This is a genomic window from Aquirufa sp. HETE-40SA (genome assembly GCF_054558635.1).
In genome coordinates this window covers 343,082-362,197 of the sequence record NZ_JBPXKN010000001.1, presented here as the reverse complement: position 1 = coordinate 362,197, position 19,116 = coordinate 343,082, and the positions used below count along the sequence as shown (strand labels likewise).

20 protein-coding genes are annotated in these 19,116 nt (G+C 36.6%); 14 read left to right on the top strand and 6 right to left on the bottom strand.

Features of this window, described 5'->3' with window-relative positions; all coding sequences use genetic code 11:
• Positions 1–44: 44 nt before the first annotated feature.
• Both ACRZ9O_RS01640 and ACRZ9O_RS01635 read left to right on the top strand, forming a co-directional pair.
• Positions 45–1,256, top strand: a complete 1,212-nt coding sequence (locus ACRZ9O_RS01640; RefSeq protein WP_459455741.1) for a pyridoxal phosphate-dependent aminotransferase — start codon at positions 45–47, stop codon at positions 1,254–1,256.
• Positions 1,253–1,996, top strand: coding sequence for a queuosine precursor transporter (locus tag ACRZ9O_RS01635; RefSeq protein WP_459455739.1), 744 nt, complete (start codon positions 1,253–1,255; stop codon positions 1,994–1,996). The genes ACRZ9O_RS01640 and ACRZ9O_RS01635 overlap by 4 nt, the downstream gene beginning before the upstream one ends.
• Here the strand turns inward: ACRZ9O_RS01635 and ACRZ9O_RS01630 are convergent.
• On the bottom strand, positions 1,973–2,737 hold the full coding sequence (locus ACRZ9O_RS01630) for a TrmH family RNA methyltransferase (RefSeq protein ID WP_459455737.1): 765 nt from the start codon (positions 2,735–2,737) through the stop codon (positions 1,973–1,975). The genes ACRZ9O_RS01635 and ACRZ9O_RS01630 overlap by 24 nt on opposite strands.
• Here ACRZ9O_RS01630 and tamL point away from each other — a divergent pair.
• Complete coding sequence (gene tamL / locus ACRZ9O_RS01625; RefSeq protein ID WP_459455735.1) at positions 2,726–4,993, top strand: translocation and assembly module lipoprotein TamL; 2,268 nt, start codon at positions 2,726–2,728, stop codon at positions 4,991–4,993. The two genes, ACRZ9O_RS01630 and tamL, sit on opposite strands and share 12 nt — an antisense overlap.
• A gap of 3 nt (positions 4,994–4,996) precedes the next feature.
• On the opposite strand, the gene ACRZ9O_RS01620 is transcribed toward tamL, so the two are convergent.
• Genes ACRZ9O_RS01620 through sucC form a run of 5 tightly spaced genes read right to left on the bottom strand, consistent with a single transcriptional unit; the run spans position 4,997 to position 9,075 of the window.
• Positions 4,997–5,950 (bottom strand): transketolase family protein, encoded by a 954-nt coding sequence (locus tag ACRZ9O_RS01620; RefSeq protein ID WP_459455733.1) that lies wholly within the window; start codon positions 5,948–5,950, stop codon positions 4,997–4,999.
• Between the two features lie 10 nt (positions 5,951–5,960).
• A complete protein-coding gene (locus tag ACRZ9O_RS01615; protein WP_459455731.1) occupies positions 5,961–6,818 on the bottom strand; it encodes a transketolase in 858 nt (285 codons plus the stop codon).
• A 9-nt stretch (positions 6,819–6,827) separates the two neighbouring features.
• Complete coding sequence (gene bcp, locus ACRZ9O_RS01610; protein WP_459455729.1) at positions 6,828–7,268, bottom strand: thioredoxin-dependent thiol peroxidase; 441 nt, start codon at positions 7,266–7,268, stop codon at positions 6,828–6,830.
• Position 7,269: 1 nt separating this feature from the next.
• The gene (locus ACRZ9O_RS01605) at positions 7,270–7,881 is read right to left on the bottom strand and encodes a fumarylacetoacetate hydrolase family protein (protein ID WP_459455728.1); all 612 of its coding nucleotides are present in this window, start codon (positions 7,879–7,881) and stop codon (positions 7,270–7,272) included.
• Positions 7,882–7,884: 3 nt separating this feature from the next.
• The gene (gene sucC, locus ACRZ9O_RS01600; RefSeq protein ID WP_459455726.1) at positions 7,885–9,075 is read right to left on the bottom strand and encodes an ADP-forming succinate--CoA ligase subunit beta; all 1,191 of its coding nucleotides are present in this window, start codon (positions 9,073–9,075) and stop codon (positions 7,885–7,887) included.
• A 95-nt stretch (positions 9,076–9,170) separates the two neighbouring features.
• On the opposite strand from sucC, the gene ACRZ9O_RS01595 reads away from it, so the two are divergent.
• From ACRZ9O_RS01595 to ACRZ9O_RS01545, 11 genes are all read left to right on the top strand, one after another.
• Positions 9,171–9,824, top strand: coding sequence for an ABC transporter ATP-binding protein (locus ACRZ9O_RS01595; RefSeq protein ID WP_459455724.1), 654 nt, complete (start codon positions 9,171–9,173; stop codon positions 9,822–9,824).
• Positions 9,825–9,876: 52 nt separating this feature from the next.
• The gene (miaB, locus tag ACRZ9O_RS01590) at positions 9,877–11,292 is read left to right on the top strand and encodes a tRNA (N6-isopentenyl adenosine(37)-C2)-methylthiotransferase MiaB (protein ID WP_459455722.1); all 1,416 of its coding nucleotides are present in this window, start codon (positions 9,877–9,879) and stop codon (positions 11,290–11,292) included.
• Entirely contained in the window at positions 11,286–12,572 is a 1,287-nt protein-coding gene (locus ACRZ9O_RS01585; RefSeq protein ID WP_459455720.1) for a sigma-54 interaction domain-containing protein, read from the top strand. The genes miaB and ACRZ9O_RS01585 overlap by 7 nt, the downstream gene beginning before the upstream one ends.
• Positions 12,550–13,056: an LptE family protein gene (locus tag ACRZ9O_RS01580; RefSeq protein ID WP_459455718.1), complete on the top strand. Its 507-nt coding sequence runs from the start codon at positions 12,550–12,552 to the stop codon at positions 13,054–13,056. The genes ACRZ9O_RS01585 and ACRZ9O_RS01580 overlap by 23 nt, the downstream gene beginning before the upstream one ends.
• A 7-nt stretch (positions 13,057–13,063) precedes the next feature.
• On the top strand, positions 13,064–13,585 hold the full coding sequence (locus ACRZ9O_RS01575) for a hypothetical protein (RefSeq protein ID WP_459455716.1): 522 nt from the start codon (positions 13,064–13,066) through the stop codon (positions 13,583–13,585).
• 2 nt (positions 13,586–13,587) lie between these two features.
• Positions 13,588–13,905 carry a preprotein translocase subunit SecG gene (secG, locus tag ACRZ9O_RS01570; protein ID WP_459455714.1) on the top strand — a complete coding sequence of 106 codons (318 nt, stop codon included), beginning with the start codon at positions 13,588–13,590 and terminating at the stop codon, positions 13,903–13,905.
• 132 nt (positions 13,906–14,037) lie between these two features.
• Positions 14,038–14,316, top strand: coding sequence for a co-chaperone GroES (locus tag ACRZ9O_RS01565; protein ID WP_223130676.1), 279 nt, complete (start codon positions 14,038–14,040; stop codon positions 14,314–14,316).
• A gap of 29 nt (positions 14,317–14,345) precedes the next feature.
• Complete coding sequence (gene groL, locus ACRZ9O_RS01560; RefSeq protein WP_459455712.1) at positions 14,346–15,977, top strand: chaperonin GroEL; 1,632 nt, start codon at positions 14,346–14,348, stop codon at positions 15,975–15,977.
• A 64-nt stretch (positions 15,978–16,041) separates the two neighbouring features.
• Positions 16,042–16,572 (top strand): 5' nucleotidase, NT5C type, encoded by a 531-nt coding sequence (locus ACRZ9O_RS01555; protein ID WP_459455710.1) that lies wholly within the window; start codon positions 16,042–16,044, stop codon positions 16,570–16,572.
• Entirely contained in the window at positions 16,572–17,705 is a 1,134-nt protein-coding gene (locus tag ACRZ9O_RS01550; protein WP_459455708.1) for an MFS transporter, read from the top strand. Before ACRZ9O_RS01555 ends, ACRZ9O_RS01550 begins: the two co-directional genes overlap by 1 nt.
• 100 nt (positions 17,706–17,805) lie before the next feature.
• Positions 17,806–19,113: a sugar porter family MFS transporter gene (locus ACRZ9O_RS01545; RefSeq protein ID WP_459455706.1), complete on the top strand. Its 1,308-nt coding sequence runs from the start codon at positions 17,806–17,808 to the stop codon at positions 19,111–19,113.
• The last annotated feature ends 3 nt before the right edge of the window (positions 19,114–19,116 follow it).

The following is a 19,116-nucleotide window of genomic DNA, read 5'->3' as shown; positions in this document are numbered from 1 at the left end:
CAATAGAATTAAATTGTTATTTTTACGATTCATTCAAAATTAGCATGGATATATTAAAAAGTAAGCGATTAGATCACTTAAAATATGAAATTCGCGGACCCGTTTATGATAAAGCATTAGCTCTTCAGAACCAAGGTTATAAAATAACTTCCTTAAATATCGGTAATCCAGCCGCATTTGGCTTTGAGACACCAGATGAAATAGTTCATGATATAATTGTAAATATACGAAATGCTCAGGGATATGTCGATTCCCGCGGTCTATTTGCTGCACGCAAGGCAGTTATGCAGTATTACCAAAATCTAGGTGTAAAGAATATTTTAATAGAAGATATTTACATTGGAAATGGAGTTAGTGAATTGATTTCATTGGTAATGACGGCCTTATTGAATACCGACGATGAAGTATTGATACCTGCTCCTGATTACCCTCTTTGGACGACAGTAGCTGGTTTAGCTGGAGGTAAAGCTATTCATTATTCGTGTGACGAAACTAATGATTGGGCTCCGGATTTAGCAGATATGGAGGCTAAAATAACAGCCAATACGAAAGCTATTGTATTAATTAATCCTAACAACCCCACAGGAGCGGTTTACAGCAAAGAAACAGTTAAAAAAGTAGTGGCTCTGGCTGCGAAACATCAATTAGTTTTATTCGCAGATGAAATCTATGATAAAATTTTGTATGATGGAACTACACACCATACGGCTGCTGGATTATCAGATGATATTCTAATAATCACCATGGGTGGTTTATCAAAAAATTATCGAGCTGCTGGATTTAGAGGTGGCTGGATGATTTTAACAGGGGCGAAACATAAGGCAAAATCCTACATTGAGGGTTTAAATTTTCTATTTAGTACTCGTCTTTGTGCTAATGTCATCACGCAATACGGTATTCAAACTGCATTAGGAGGCTATCAATCTATCAATGATTTAGTGGCTAAAGAAGGTCGATTAAATCGCCAAATGAACCTCGCTTATGAGCGAATTAATGCCATCGACGGCGTTAGCGTAGTTAAGCCTAAAGGGGCTCTATATTTATTCCCCAAAATTGACTTATCTAAATTTAATTTTGAAGATGACAATCATTTTGTGATGTCTTTGCTTGAGGAACAAAAAATTCTTGTTGTGGGCGGTCAAGGTTTCAATATTAAGAGCCATGACCATTTCAGAATCGTTTTTTTACCACATGTGGAACAGTTAGGGGTGGCTTTAGATAAAATTGCTCTTCACTTTGAAAATTACAGGAAATGATCTTCAACCAATTTTCTCGTAAACAAAAGTTGTTTATATTCCTTTTTGGGGTGTTTTTAACGAATGCAATTGTAGCAGAGATAATTGGAGTAAAAATTGTGAGTATAGAGCGCACGTTAGGATTTTCACCACTACACTGGGAAACACCTTGGGGAGAATTTTGGGACTTAAATCAAACCGCTGGGGCATTAAATTGGCCACTGGTATTCATAACTTCCGACATAATTAACGACTATTTCGGGAAGAAGGGTGTGCGATTCATTTCATTCACTACTGCCCTATTCATCGCATTTTCCTTTTTAATTATCTATACAGCAACATTATTAGTTCCAGCAGATTTTTGGGTCGAAGTAAATAAAGGTTCAGAAAATTTCAATATTAATTCAGCTTTTGCAAGAATCTTTCGTCAAGGATTAGGTATAATTTTGGGGTCATTATCAGCTTTTCTAGTAAGTCAGATTATTGACGCATTCGTTTTTGAAAAGATAAAATCCCGGACGGGTTCCAAGCACATATGGCTAAGAGCAACAGGTTCCACGCTGATATCACAATTAATGGATAGTGTATTGGTGATTGGGATTGCTTTCTATGCTTTTGGGAATTGGACTTTTGCACAATGGATGAATGTATCATTCAATAATTACTTATATAAATTTATCATTGCCATTCTATTTACGCCTGTACTTTATTTAGCTCACTGGGCGATTGAAAAATACTTAGCTAAGGATAAATCGTTTTAAATTATCTGCAATTACTGCAGTTGATATTCCTACATTTAAGGATTCTGCTTCCCCAAAAGCTGGAATAGTAATTCGTTCATCTAGTAATTCTACAATTTCTTCCCGAATACCATTCGATTCATTTCCTAAAATGATAAAACCTTTTTCTGGAAACTGATAGTTGTGTATATTTTCACCATTTAGAACGGCTCCTATCTTTTTATATTCAGAATAGGTTTTAAAGAAGGTAGGTAAATCGACATAAATAAATTCTATTCGAGAAAATGAGCCCATCGTAGAAATGATCACTTTGGGATTATAAAATTCTGTACAATCCTCTGATAATACGAGTTGTTTAAATCCATACCAATCGCATATTCGAATAATGGTACCCAAATTTCCTGGATCTCGGATACCATCAAGAACAATGGTAAAACGATCTTGAATTAAAAAAGGAGGAAATTTCTTTTGTTTTACGACTGCAAGCCCTATTTGATTATTGACCAAAGTGCTTAATTTTTGGATATTTTCTACATCTAAAAGATAGATTGGAGCTTTTGAAACCTGTTTAATTTGATTTGCTAATTCTGGCTGGTTCTCACTTAATACAAAAAACACTAATTCAAAATCTGATTTAATTAATTCCAGCAACGACTTCTCCCCTTCCACTAAAAATAAATCATTCTCTTTTCTTCCTTTTTTAGAATGTAGGGAATTAATTAACTTTATTTGTTTATTAGTTAGCATCTCTTGAAGAATCAATCAATTATCGGTTTTCTTGTACTCAGTATTAGTCTCATTTCTTGTGGGCAGTACCAAGCATTTAAAATTCCAAATCCAGTTATAAATCAAATTGATATAATTGGTAATCAGCAAATATCTAAAGCTGAATTAAGAACAAATGTACTAGGTTTAAAGAATTCATACCGTCGTTTACTACCTGCAAAATTATACACTTATCTGGGCATTAAAAGGAAAAGAAAAGATTCTCTCGAAATTAAGCCTAGTTTTATTCAATTCTTCAAGTCCACCAACCCAAGTTATAGTTCTATTTGGTTAACAACGAATACAGCACAAATTCAACGTTTTTATAGAGAAAATGGTTTTTTAAATTCTAAAATAGAATCTAAATTAGATACAAATGATAATTTAGTTAATGTGACATTTGTCATTAATGAAGGCGAAGCTAGTTATTTCACAAAACAAGATTCAGTTTCGGTTGATAATCCTATTTTGGCGGAACATGTTAACTCCTATTTAAAGGAAAATAGTATCATTAGACCAATGGGGCGTTTGCAATTATCTTTAATTAATAAAGAAAAGGAGCAATTAAGTCATCATCTTCGAAATGAAGGTTATTACTATTTCTCGCCTGATGCAGTGAGTATAAGATTAAATGATTTGAAAGATTCGTCTCTTCAACGAATATCACTATACTATAAGATACCAGAGTTTAAGAATCATTCAACAATCGCAAATTATGATAGACTTTATCGAATAGGACTGCCCGAATTTAGTATTTCTGATCCTTTTGGTAATCCGGCTGACCGGCCACCTTTGAAAAGTTTGGCTAAATTGATAAATCTTCGCGAGGATGATTTGTATTCAGTCGATTTATTCAATCAAAGCTTAAAGAATATCTATTTAACAGATCAATTCAAGACAGTCTCTATTCGTTTTGATACAACAAAGACGCGATTATTTCCTAAAATAGAATTATTTCAAAATGAGAAATACAACTTTAGTTCTGAATTAGGAGGAAGTGTTTTTCGAGGAATTCCTGGACCCTTTTTAACAAATTCTTTCAAGATAAGACGTCTATTCTCTAGTTTAGATTATTTCGATTTTTCAACAAGGATTGGTTATGAGGCTCAGTCAGGATTTATCAATACCACGGAAACACGGAATAACCTAGAGTTAAACGCATCTGCATCCATTAATTTTCCATTTATTCACTTACCTAAAGTAATTGTAGGAAAACTAGGATCATACTATGGCGCTAAAACATCGGTAGGTGTTGGTTTTGATTTTATCAATCGTCCAGAGTATCAGCGAACTAATCTAAACCTATTTCAAAGGTATTCCTGGCAAAAAAGTGAATATAGCTTCTTTACAATTTCTTTAATCGACCTTAATTTATTAAATACACTGTATCCAGAAACTGCTACATCAGATTCATTTAAAGCCTACTTAGAGGAATTGAAAATGAAGGGTAATAATCTTTACCGAAGTTTTAATCCCAGTTTTGTAAGCAGCCTATCTTTTCAATACGTATACCGTGATTTATTACCAAGCAATGAACTTAAAAGTGGTAAAATATTTCAATTTGGAGTTGAATCGGGGGGTACAACACTTAATTTTTTACCTAATTATAAATTTAATGTTGTCACTGATTTATTAAATAATGGCCAAGAAATACAGTTTTATAGATTCCTACGACTAAATTTTGATTACCGTAAATACAAAATACTAGGAAGAAATCAAAAATCACAAATAGCCTTCAAACTTATAGGGGGAATTGCCTATTCGTATGGCGCTGAAAATGATTATCAATTGCCTTATGAGAAGAATTTTTTCATAGGTGGCCCATCTAGTGTAAGGGCTTGGAAACCGCGTCGATTAGGTCCTGGTGCATATGTCTCTGCTTCGAACCTAGTGGAGCAGCCCGGAAGTATCTTATTAGAATCTTCCCTAGAGTATCGTTTTAAATTATTCCAATTATTTGGTCAGATGAACGGCGCTTTCTTTATCGACGCAGGTAATGTTTGGAATATGCCGCAGGGTTATACGGAGCCAACTACTCAATTTAAATTGAGCGATTTCTATAATCAGATAGCAGTGGGTACTGGCTTTGGACTTCGCTGGGACTTCGATTTTTTCTTGTTGCGACTGGATTTAGCTACGAAAGTCATTAATCCAGCAAACCCCGTAAATCAAAAATGGGTTCTGCCACAAACTTCATTCGAAGGAGGACAAAACCCAATTGAATTTAATATTGGTATTGGCTATCCTTTTTAAGGATTATTTACGTGCCATCACGTTGATTGCCTTCGCTACAATAGCATCCGCATTTAAACCATATTTTTCCATTAATTCGGCAGGCTTTCCTGATTCACCAAATGAATCATTCACCCCTACGAACTCCATTGGCGTTGGATGGTTCATTGCCAAATATTGTGCAACAGAATCACCTAATCCACCATTGTATTGGTGTTCTTCAGCTGTAACTACACATCCTGTCTTTTTAACGGAAGCTAAGATAGCCTGAACATCTAATGGTTTAATCGTGTGGATATTAATTACCTCCGCTTTGATACCTTTTTCTAATAAAGACTCTGCAGCTTGAATGGCTTCCCAAACTAGGTGACCCGTCGCTAAGATTGTTACATCAGTACCCTCTACTAAATGCAAAGCTTTTCCTATTTCAAATTTCTGATCTTCTGGTGTGAATACCGGAACTACTGGGCGTCCAAAACGTAAGTATACTGGACCTTCGTAATCGGCAATTGCGATAGTGGCTGCTTTAGTTTGGTTGTAATCACAAGGGTTAATAACCACCATTCCAGGTAACATTTTCATTAAACCAATATCTTCCAAGATTTGGTGCGTTGCTCCATCCTCTCCTAGCGTTAAACCTGCGTGTGAACAACAAATCTTCACATTCTTTCCTGAATATGCCACTGATTGACGGATTTGGTCATATACACGTCCTGTTCCAAAGTTTGCAAACGTCGTTGCAAAAGGAATAAAACCTCCTAAAGTTAAACCAGCTGAAATACCAATCATGTTCGCTTCTGCTATACCTGTTTGGAAAAAACGCTCAGGGCTATTCTTAATAAATCCTTCTAATTTCAATGAACCAATTAAATCAGCGCATAATGCGACCACTTTAGGGTTATGCTGACTTAAATACTCCATACCTGCTCCAAAACCCGAGCGTGTATCCTTTTTTGTTTCGTAGGTAAATAATGCCATTTCTATCTAATTAATAATCGCCTAAAGTTTCTTCTAATTGCGCTAATGCGTCTTGTAATTGTTGGTCATTAGGTGCTACACCATGCCATTTATGTGAATACATCATAAAGTCTACACCTGCACCCATTTCTGTTTTCATGATAATCATGATAGGAGATCCTTTTCCTAATTCAGCTTTGGCCTTATTCAATGTATTTTGAATATCCTCCGCATTATTACCGTCCATACGCATCACATTCCAACCGAATGCTTTGTATTTCGCCTCTAAATCACGGTTGCTCATAACTTTCTCCGTAGGACCATCAATTTGCTGTCCATTTTCATCGATGAATGCGATCAAATTGTCCACCTTGTGATGAGGAGCGTACATCGCAGCTTCCCAAACTTGGCCTTCATTTTGTTCCCCATCTCCCATTAAACAGAATACGGTAGACATGTCTCCATTTAATTTCTTTGCTTGCGCAGCTCCGATAGCCACACTAAGACCTTGTCCTAAAGAACCCGACGCAATACGAATACCTTCTAAGTGTTCGTGTGGCGTAGGGTGGCCTTGAAGACGCGTATCAATTTTTCTAAACGTAGCTAATTCAGCCGTAGAGAAATAACCACGACGGGCTAACACACTATAGATTAATGGAGAAATGTGTCCATTCGACAAGAAGAATAAATCCTCATTTGTTCCATCCATATCAAACACTACTTTTCCTGCAGCATCTGTTTTCAGATTCATCGTGCTAAAATACAGATCCACTAAAAGATCTGTACAACCTAATGATCCACCTGGATGACCGGATTGGCAACCGTGAACCATTCTTAAAATGTCTCTACGAACCTGAGAGCTGATTTTTTGTATTTCTTGTGTTTGCATGGTATGTGATTAGTGAATTTGAGAACTGTGGTTCTTCGTATCCACCTTTTCGATAATGTCAATAATAATTCCGTTTTCGTCAATAATAAATGTAGTTCTTGCCACACCCATATATTGCTTTCCGTACATCGATTTCTCTACCCATACGCCAAAAGCTTCCGCTAATTGATGTTCAGGATCAGATAAAAGAGGGAAAGCTAAATTGTACTTTGCTTTAAACTTCGTGTGAGAGGCGTTGGTATCAATACTCACTCCTACTACCTGAAAACCTTTGGTTTGAAGTGCATCTAAATTTTCATTTAAATTGCAGGCCTGAGCAGTACAACCAGGCGTATTATCTTTGGGATAAAAATACAGGACTACTTTCTTCCCACTAGGGATAGCAAAATTGTTTCCGTCAGAGTCTACCATGGAAATGGTAGGAGCCGCATTACCTATTTGTAGTTTCATATTAAGAGATAGATAATTCAAATAACGGAGAACCTTCTAATGCCCCAGTCAATACATCTCCGATGGCAACAGGGCCTACACCCGCAGGTGTTCCGGTAAAAATATAATCACCTGTCTTTAGCGTAAAATATTTGGAGACTTCTTCAATAAGTTCAGCCACATTCCAAATCATCAATTCAGAATTTCCATCTTGAACTAATGTTCCGTTTTTGTGCAACGTAAAGTGAATAGGATTTTCAAGAATAGCAGGTTCAAAAGGCTGCATTGCACTAACAAATGCAGAACCATTAAAGGCTTTGGCTTTTTCCCAAGGAAGTCCTTTTTCTTTTAATTTACTCTGTACATCTCTAGCTGTAAAGTCAATACCTAAGCCGTAAGAATCGATGTATTTGTGTGCAAATTTTGCTTCAATATTTTTGCCCACTTTGCCTATCCTAAATACTAACTCGAGTTCGTAATGAACATCAGAGGAGAATTTAGGATAGTAAAAGTGACTATTTGCCTCTATTAAAGCCGTATCAGGCTTTAAGAAGACCACTGGTTCAGTAGGCCTTTCATTCGATAATTCTGTAATATGATCTACGTAATTACGACCGATGCAAATAATTTTCATGGCTTATTTCAATACTTCTGATACTAAACGAGCAGCATCCTTTAATAAAACAGCTGAGAATACTTTCAAGCCAGAATTATTAATGATCGCAGCACCTTCTTCTGCATTTGTCCCTTGAAGACGAACAATAATTGGGATATTAATCTCTCCAATGTTTTTGTACGCTTCTACAACTCCGTTTGCAACGCGATCGCAACGAACGATACCACCGAAGATATTGATCAAAATTGCTTTCACATTAGGATCTTGAAGGATAATGCGGAAACCAGCTTCTACTGTTTTCGCGTTTGCTCCACCCCCTACATCAAGGAAGTTAGCGGGATCGCCACCAGATAATTTAATAATATCCATGGTAGCCATCGCTAAACCAGCTCCGTTCACCATGCAACCTACGTTACCATCTAATTTAACGTAGTTAAGATCATTTTCAGATGCTTCTACTTCTAATGGATCCTCTTCTTCGATATCACGTAAAACCGCTAAGTCTTTGTGACGGAATAAAGCGTTATCATCTAAGTTTACTTTGGCATCTACTGCTAAGATTTTATCATCAGACGTCTTCAACACTGGATTGATTTCAAACATAGATGAATCAGTCTCTACATAGGCACGATACAATGATTGGATGAATTTAACCATCTCTTTTAATGCCGCTCCACTCAAACCTAGAGCAAAAGCAACCTTGCGTGCTTGAAAGTCTTGAAGACCCACACGTGGATCAATCCATTCTTTAATAATTTTTTCAGGGCTGTGTTCCGCCACTTCTTCAATGTCCATTCCACCTTCTGTACTTGCCATGATCACATTGCAAGCCTTTGCGCGGTCTAATAAGATCGATAAATAGTATTCTTTCGGCTCAGAATCACCTGGATAGTATACATCCTCAGAGATCAAAACCTTGTTAACTTTCTTTCCTTCAGGACCAGTTTGGTGCGTAATTAATTGCATTCCCAATATTTGAGAAACGCGCTCTTTTACTTCATCTAAGTTTTTTGCTAGTTTAACACCGCCCCCTTTTCCACGGCCACCCGCATGAATTTGAGCTTTAACAACAAACCATCCTGTACCAGTCTGAACTTTTAATTGCTCAGCCGCCGAAATAGCGTTGTCAACAGAGTCAATCACAATTCCTTCTTGAATGCGCACTCCGTAACCTTTTAAGATTTCTTTCGCTTGATATTCGTGAATATTCATTTAGTAAAATTTTAATTTCGTGAAATTACTATTTATTTGCGTAAATATTAAATAACAAGTCATTCATTCAAACATTCTAAAAAAAAGACAAAAAAATGTTAGAATTAAAAAATATTTCCAAAAGTTACGGAACTCAATTAATTCTAGACAATATCTCTTTACAAGTAAAGGAGTCTGAAATGGTGAGTATTTTAGGACCTTCAGGATCAGGTAAAAGTACACTTCTACAGATCATGGGCTTATTGATGAAAGCAGATTCTGGCCGGATCTACTTGGACGGTATTGACTATTCGTCTCTAACTGAAAGAGATCAAGCTACATTTCGAAATCAAAAACTAGGTTTTGTTTTTCAATTTCATAACTTATTGGGAGAATTTAGCTGCGAAGAAAACATCAAATTCCCTTTATTTATAAAAGGTGAAAATATAAAGGAAGCAGATCTTGAATTGTTTAATAAAATAGTTCAAACATTAGGTATAGAGCCGATTTTAAAAAAATTACCTTCACAAATATCAGGTGGAGAGCAACAACGCGTTGCAGTTGCAAGGGCATTAATTAATCGCCCCACTCTCCTATTAGCGGATGAACCTACGGGTAATTTAGATAATAAGAATGCGGAAACTTTATATGATTTATTTGTTGAATTAAAAGCGGTTTGGCAACAACGTATTATCATGGTAACGCACAACGAGAAACTAACTACACATTCTGATCAGGTTATTTATCTAAATTCCGGTAGAATCGAATAGAATTACTGCCAAAATGTCATAAATTTGCAATCTAAATTTCATTGATTGTAAAATGCAAGATTTAAAAGTACTGACGAAGGAAGAGAAAGAGGGTTTGGATGTTCCGAGAATTTCGGAAGATCAGGTGGCAGAGAACTCTTTTGGGAAAAAGGTCTATATCGAAAGTTATGGCTGTCAGATGAATTTTGCGGATTCTGAAGTGGTAACTTCCATCCTTCAAGAAAACGGATACATTACTACATCAAATGTCAAAGAAGCCCATACTATTCTATTAAATACATGTGCCATTCGTGAGAATGCAGAACATAAGATTCGCCATCGCTTGCAAGTATTCACTCATTTGAAAGCGAAGAATCCAGCCTTAACCGTTGGGATTTTGGGTTGTATGGCGGAACGCTTGAAGACCAAGTTGATTGATGAGGAGAAAATTGTCGATCTAGTCGCTGGTCCAGATGCCTACCGTGATTTACCTGCCTTATTAGATGAAGTTTCAGATGGCCAAAAAGCCATCAACGTTTTCCTTTCTCGTGAGGAGACTTACGGAAACATCGAACCTGTTCGACTAAATTCAAATGGTGTTACTGCTATGGTCAGTATCATGCGTGGTTGTGATAATATGTGCACTTTCTGCGTTGTGCCTTACACCAGAGGCCGTGAAAGATCTCGTGATTTACCTTCTATCATCGCAGAATGCGAAAAATTAGTCGCGCAAGGCTACCGTGAGGTCACCCTATTAGGTCAGAACGTTGATTCTTATAAATGGTCTTCAGGAAATGGACAACTGGTCAATTTTGCCCAATTATTAGAAGCCGTTGCCTTAGTAGATCCATTGCTTCGAGTTCGATTCTCAACCTCTCATCCTAAGGATATTACGGATGAAGTTTTATATACGATGAAGAAGTATGATAACATTTGCAAAAACATTCATTTACCTGCGCAAAGTGGAAGCAACCGTATTTTAGAATTAATGAAACGTTCTTATACCCGTGAATGGTATTTAGACCGAATTAAATCAATTCGAACCATTTTAGGTGAGGAATGTGGAGTTTCACAGGATATGATTGCAGGATTTTGTACTGAAACAGAGGAAGATCACCAAGATACATTGTCATTATTAACCGAAGTAGAATACGACTTTGGCTATATGTTTGCTTATTCTGAGCGTCCTGGAACACCTGCAGAGAAGAAATTAACTGATGATGTACCGGAAGAGGTGAAAATGCGTCGCCTTCAAGAAATTATCGATTTGCAGCGTATTCATTCTGCCAAACGCAATGAAATGTGGGTGGGTAGAAAAGTGCAAGTATTGGTGGAAGGGGATTCAAAAAAATCTAAAATGCATCATTTTGGCAAAATTGATTCGAACAAAGTAGTTGTTTTTCCTAAAGGAAACGAAGCCAAAGGAGATTATGTTTTTGTAAATATAACTCATTGTACATCAGGAACTTTATTAGGTGAATTATGTTAGATAACAGTCATCTTGCTAGTATAAAAGCACGTTTTGGAATCATTGGAAATGCCCCTGCCCTTTTGCGTGCCATTTCTGTAGCAGAGCAAGTAGCCGCGACGGATATGACCGTATTGATTACAGGGGAAAGTGGTTCGGGTAAAGAATCATTTTCCAAAATCATTCATTCCCTTTCTAAACGCAAACACGGAGCCTTTATCGCTGTTAACTGTGGTGCTATACCGGAAGGAACGATTGATTCCGAATTATTTGGTCATGAAAAAGGATCCTTTACAGGAGCTATTGAAGCTCGCAAGGGCTATTTTGAGGTAACTGATGGAGGTACCATCTTTTTAGATGAGATTGCTGAAATGCCCTTAGGAACACAGGCTCGCTTGTTGCGTGTGTTAGAAAATGGTGAATTTTACCGTGTCGGTTCTTCCAAAGTTCAAAAAACTAATGCACGCGTGGTAGCGGCCACCAATTTAAACTTACAACAGGCTATTGAAAAGGGGAAATTCAGAGAAGATTTATACTACCGTTTAAGTACGGTACCTATTTATGTCCCCCCTTTACGTGAGCGTGGAGATGATATTGAATTGTTGTTTAGAAAATTTACAACTGATTTCTCAGAGTCACATCGGGTTAAGCCGATTATGCTAACGAAAGAGGCTAAAGAGCTGTTACAAAAACAACGCTTTCCAGGTAACATACGTCAATTAAAGAATCTGGCTGAACAAATATCTGTTCTTGAATTAGGGGATAGAATCATCGATGAATTACAGTTGCAATATTATTTGGAATTCAACGAACCTAAATTAGGTAATTCAGTTGTCAAGTCAGATGCATTCTCTGGGCCAGAGGGAATGAATGAACGCGAGATTTTATACAAGATTCTATTTGATCTAAAGAGAGATGTAACAGAATTGAAAAAAATATTATTGAAAGTAGTGGAATCAGATCAATCTAAGGCCTATGAAATATTACATGATAAAATGGCTGTATTTGAAGATGTAAGAAATCATGCGGAAGTAAGTACCCCAATCCCCGGTTTATCTTTACCTAGTCATGAACAGGAGGAGACTAAATTTACAGAAGAACCTATTGATTCTATTTACGAAGAGATTATCTTACCGGCCAATGATGTGACCTTATCCTTAGAGAAACAGGAAAAAGAGATTATCATTCGAGCATTGAAGAAAAACAAAAATAAACGAAAATATGCAGCAAAGGACCTGGGAATTTCAGAACGTACATTATACCGTAAAATAAAGCAATATGATTTGGAAGAATTGGATTAATCTTTGCCTTTTTTTAGGAGTACTAATCATGCTATCCTCTTGTTATAGTTTTAAGGGTGCTAGTTTAGATCCTAATTTAAAAACGATTCAAATCAGCAATATCCGAATGGAGACAGCAGGTGGCCCCGCGAATTTAAGTCTGACAATTAATGAAAAACTAAAAGAGTATTTTCAACGCAATACCTCCTTGAAAATCAACAACAAGAATCCCGATTTACAAATAGAAGGATCTATAATAGGTTATGAATTAACACCTCAGGCTCCTACTGGCGATGATAAAGCGGGATTGAATCGATTAACTTTAACTATTCAATTTCGATTAATTAATCGCCTAGATGAAGATAAAAACTTCGAACAAGAGTTCTCTTTCTATCAGGATTTCCCACAAAATCAAACTTTGCCACAAGTAGAAAAAGAACTAATTCCGAAGTTAGTTGATCAAATTATTTTAGATTTGTTTAATAAAATTGCAGGTGACTGGTAATACGTATATGTCAAACGCACAAAAGCTTTGGTTTTTATTAAATAAAATTGATCGATCAGATCAAAGTGAGCTGAATCAGGATAAATTGATTTACCCTTATTACTATTTATTACATTGGAATGAACGTTATTCTATACTAAAGCAACAAAGAATTGCCCTACAATCTTCACGACGAAAACTATATTTTCAATCAATCTATGATATCCAAGGTGAACTGGATGAAACAACTGACCCCGTTCCAGCTGAAGAGATAAAAGCATTACAAGTGGCATTAATTGATCAATTCATCTTGAATCAGCCTACTTTGGCTAAGCCTAAAAGATCAGATCTCGAAGATTCCCCTCAAGAGGATTTATCAGTAATCGAATTTAGCCTACCTGTTTCTGAAACGGTGGCTATTCTTCTCACTAAGCAGGGTAAATATTTACAAGCAATTGAATTATATGAGAAGTTAAGTTTGATTAAACCTGAAAAAAGACTTTACTTTGCATCTCGAATTTCAGAATTACAAAATTTACTAACAGAATAAATATGTTTACTTTATTGATTTCATTGATTATCATATTCTCTGCCTTATTAGTTGTGCTTATTTTAGTGCAAAATCCTAAAGGCGGTGGAATTAGCGGGGAGTTCTCTTCTTCTGGAGCAACACAAATGTTTGGTGTTCAAAAGACAGGTGATTTAGTTGAACAATTAACTTGGGGTTTTTCTATTGCTATTTTAGTATTGGTCTTAGCCACTAATTTCAGCTTAACAGATACAAAAGAAACAAGCACCTCAGTAAACGTAGAAAAAGCAGCTACTAAAACGGTACCTGTTGCTCCTGCTCCAGTAGCACCTAAGCAATAGTTAGTACCTACTATATTTTTTCTAATACTGCCAAAATTTCAGCAATGAGTTTTGGCATTATTATTGTATGACCAGTTCTGCCATGTTCGCATGGTTGTATAATCTCTAATTTAAAAATTAAATTTATAACACATGTCAAATTTAAGTATTAAGCCCTTAGCGGATCGGGTTGTTGTAGAACCAGCTCAAGCTGAAGAAAAAACAGCATTTGGTATTATTATTCCTGACACAGCGAAAGAGAAACCACAAAAAGGAACAATCGTAGCGGTAGGAAATGGAAAGAAGGACGAGCCTATTACTGTTAAAGTAGGTGATTCTGTATTGTATGGTAAATACTCAGGTACAGAAATCACTATAGACGGTAAAGATTACCTAATCATGCGTGAGTCTGACATTTTTGCAGTTTTATAATTTTAACACAACATTAATTACAAAATAATATGGCAAAGGAACTATTTTTCGACAGCGAAGCGCGCGAAAAAATGAAGAGAGGGGTTGATACCCTTGCAAACGCAGTTAAAGTAACGTTAGGACCTAAAGGTCGTAATGTTATTATTGATAAAAAATTCGGCTCTCCATCGATTACAAAGGATGGTGTATCTGTAGCGAAAGAAATTGAATTAGAGGACGCAGTAGAGAACATGGGAGCTCAGTTAGTAAAAGAAGTTGCATCCAAAACAGCTGATCAAGCGGGTGATGGAACAACAACAGCTACTGTTTTAGCACAATCCATCTACACAATTGGTTCTAAAAACGTTGCTGCAGGAGCAAATCCAATGGATTTGAAACGCGGTATCGAGAAAGCAGTAGATGCTATTGTAACTGATTTAAAGAAGCAGTCCCGTGCAATTACAACTTCAAAGGAAATTGCTCAGGTGGCAACCATCTCAGCGAATAATGATTCTGAAATCGGAACCATGATTTCTTCAGCCATGGAGAAAGTAGGCCGTGAAGGTGTTATTACAGTAGAAGAAGCACGTGGTACAGAAACTGAAGTTAAGACGGTAGAGGGTATGCAATTCGATCGTGGATATTTATCTGCGTACTTCGTAACGAATACAGATAAAATGGAAGTCGAATTAGAGAAACCATTTATCTTAATTTCTGAGAAAAAGGTTTCTTCTATGAAGGAATTACTTCCTGTATTAGAAGTAGTGGCGCAAACAGGTCGTCCCCTATTAATCATCTCAGAAGATGTAGACGGAGAGGCATTAGCAACTTTAGTAGTAAACAAGATGCGTGGTGCATTGAAAGTGGCTGCAGTGAAGGCTCCAGGTTTCGGTGATCGTCGTAAAGCAATGCTAGAAGATATCGCTATCTTAACTGGTGGAACTGTTATCGCAGAAGAACGTGGTTTCAAATTAGAGAATGCTACCATCGAATATTTAGGCCAAGCTGAAAAAGTAATCATTGACAAAGACAATACGACTATTGTCAATGGTGCTGGATCGAAAGACAATATCGAAAATCGCGTAAACCAGATCAAGGCTCAAATCGAGAATACTACGTCTGATTACGATCGTGAGAAATTACAAGAGCGTTTAGCAAAATTATCGGGTGGTGTGGCTATCCTTTACATCGGAGCTGCTACGGAAGTGGAGATGAAAGAGAAGAAAGACCGCGTTGATGATGCTTTACATGCTACTCGCGCTGCAGTTGAAGAAGGAATCGTTGCAGGTGGTGGTGTCGCACTTATTCGCGCTATCCAAGCTTTAGATAAATTAAAAGGTGAAAATGAAGATCAATTAACAGGTATCAACATTATTCGTCAAGCAGTAGAATCTCCATTACGTACCATCGTTGCGAATGCAGGTGGTGAAGGTTCTGTAGTTATTAATGCTGTTAAAGCAGGAAAAGATGATTTTGGTTACAATGCTCGTGAAGATAAATATGAAAATATGATCGCAGCAGGTATTATTGACCCTACTAAGGTTACACGTTTAGCATTGGAAAATGCAGCGTCCATCGCAGGCTTGTTGTTGACAACAGAATGTGTGATTGCTGATAAACCAGCAAACGAACCTGCTCATGGACACGGCCAAGGTGGCGGTGGAATGGGTGGAATGATGTAATTTAAATTAGATTAATCCTTGAAAACTCCCCATATTTGGGGAGTTTTTTTTTGAACAATACTTTATGAAAAGAATCGCCATTGATATGGATGATGTTTTAGCTAAAACTACACACGTCATCATTGATCGAATTAATCAATTAGTTGATAAAAATTACACCTACCAAGAGCTATTGTTTGGTGATAAAACACTTAAAGAAGAGTTTTATGGTCATTATTTAACCAATAATTCTTTCTTATGGGAACCTGGATTCTTCGAAAACATACCAGTGAATGAGGATGCTGTGGAAGTGGTTCGCAAATTATCAGATCAATATGAAATATTTATTGTTTCTGCAGCTACTGAATTCCCAAATTCATTAAAAGAGAAATTAACCTGGATGGAGCAACATTTTCCATTTATCACATGGAAACATATTGTATTCTGTGGTCACAAGCATATGATACAAGCGGATTACTTAATTGATGACCATGAAAAAAATCTGCATACATTTACCGGAACTCCACTCCTATTTACAGCCCCGCATAATCTTCATATAAATGACTTTAAAAGAGTAAATAATTGGAAGGAAGTCGAAGGATTGTTGTTACAATAATGAAAAAAGCTCGTTTTAGTATTGGTATTTTGTTTTTTATATGTGGATTGAATTTTGCCACTTGGGCGACTCGTATTCCTGATTTTAAAGCTACACTTCATCTTTCAGATGCTGAATTAGGTACCGTCTTAATGGGCTTGCCCATAGGATCATTAGTTTCTTTACCCATCGCAGGTTGGCTTTTAACTAAATATGCTTCCAGGTGGATAACCCTAATTGCTGTGGTTATGTATGTGGTGGTATTACCTAGTTTGGGCTATTTAAGTTCTGCTGTAACTTTATTTACAGGTCTATTTTTCTTTGGAATGGCAGGTGATATAATGAATATAGCCATGAATACACAGGTAGTCAGTTTAGAGGCAAAAATAAATAAGATTATCATGTCTTCCTTTCATGCTATATTTTCCATTGGTTTAATGGCAGGCGCTTTTTTAGGAGGGATCTTGGAAAAAGAAAGTTTTACAACACAAGAACATTTTAGCCTAGTAGCTTTATTGAATATCATCATAATACCCCTTAGTTTCCCCAATCTATTAATTGATAAACCGGTTCAAGATGAAAGTAAACCTAAGTCATCTATTTTAAACTTAGGGCCCTATTTAATAACCCTGTCATTTATTGCTTTCTGTGGCATGTTATGTGAAGGAGCCATGGCTGATTGGATTTCTTTGTATTTTAAGGAATATAGCCCAAACTCCCCTTTCCCCATTACCATTGGTTTTTCCTTCTTTGCTGCTGCCATGGTAGTAGGGCGATTTATAGGCGATTCAATTTCTTTAAAATATGGAGTTTCCAATATTCTTGTATTAAATGGAATTTTACTAGGCTTTGGCATGTTACTTACACTTTTATTTACCTCCATCTTCCTAAAAATAGCAGGCTGTTTTATAACAGGAATTGGAATCTCTACGATTGTCCCTTTAATTTATTCACAAGCCGGGAACCAGAAGAAAATTATGCCTTCGATTGCTATTGCAGGCGTATCAACCATTGCTTACATTGGTTTTTTAATAGGCCCTGTCCTTATCGGTTATTTATCAGATTTTATTGGCTTGGATAAAGCTTTGTATTTGATTGTAATTTTAGGTTTTGTAGCTGCCTTTATTTCCAAAACTTGGGTCACAACTAAATGATCATCAAATATTGTTTAACTTCATGAAAATTACACAATCGTCACTTTTATAAATATAAATCAACCTCAATTTCTACATTCAATCTGAAACAAATACTACTATGAATAAACATGTTATTTTCTGGTCCATCACAGTAGGTTTAGGAGGTCTTTTATTTGGAATGGACGTCGCGGTAATATCAGGAGCAGAACTTGCAATTCAACAATTATGGAAACTAGACCCTTTCACTCATGGTTTGGCCATTGCTGCAGCACTATATGGTACAGTAATAGGTGCAGCACTTGGAGGAATTCCAGCAGATTTATTTGGACGTAAGAAGACCTTATTCTGGATAGGATTAAGCTTCTTTATCTCCTCCATAGGGGCAGCTATCGCACCTGATGTTAATTTATTTATGTTATTTCGCTTTTTGGGTGGCCTAGGTATAGGTGCCTCATCTGTGGTGGCACCTATATATATATCGGAAATAGCACCTGCAAAGCATCGAGGAAAGTTGGTAATATCATTCCAGTTGAACATTGTATTAGGTATTTTGATTGCCTACGTTTCAAATTACTTTATCCAAGGAATGGAGAATGATTGGCGGATAATGTTAGGAGTTGTTTCTCTTCCTTCCCTCTTATTTTCTATTTTAATTCTATTAACTCCAGAAACTCCCTTGTTTTTATTATTAAAGCGAAATGATTTAGCTGGCGCACGGAAGGTATTGGAATTAGCTGATCCTAATCCGGAGGAAACAATTCTGCGAATTCAGAATAATGCAAAACAAAGCACTGAAAAGGAACGCTTGTTCTCAGGCAAATTTGTTTGGCCATTAACATTAGCCTTTCTATTTGCCTTTTTTAACCAAATGTCAGGAATCAATGCAATCATTTATTACGCACCTAGAATCTATGAATTGACAGGTTTAGGTACTGAAAGTGCATTACTTTCTACGGCAGGTATTGGTATTGCAAATTTGCTATTTACATTATTAGGGTGGTATTTGATTGATCGTGTGGGTCGAAGAATTTTAATGTTTATTGGTTCATTTGGTTATATTATCACCCTAAGTTTAATTGCTCACGCCTTTTATACAGAATCATTTACGTTTGTTCCGGTTTACATATTTGCATTCATCGCCTCTCACGCCATTGGACAAGGTTCTGTTATATGGGTGTTCATCTCGGAGATATTTCCTAACTCTGTCCGTGCCTCTGGCATGGCTTGGGGATCTTTAACACACTGGGCTTTTGCAGCATTAGTAGCTAATTTTTTTCCTTTGTTCACCGAAAGCTATGGAGGAACTCTAATTTTTGGATTCTTTGCTGTCATGATGGTGGCTCAGCTAGCATACGTAACGTTTATGATGCCTGAAACTAAAGGTGCTAATTTGGAAGATATTGAAAAACAGGTAATTATGCATTAATGG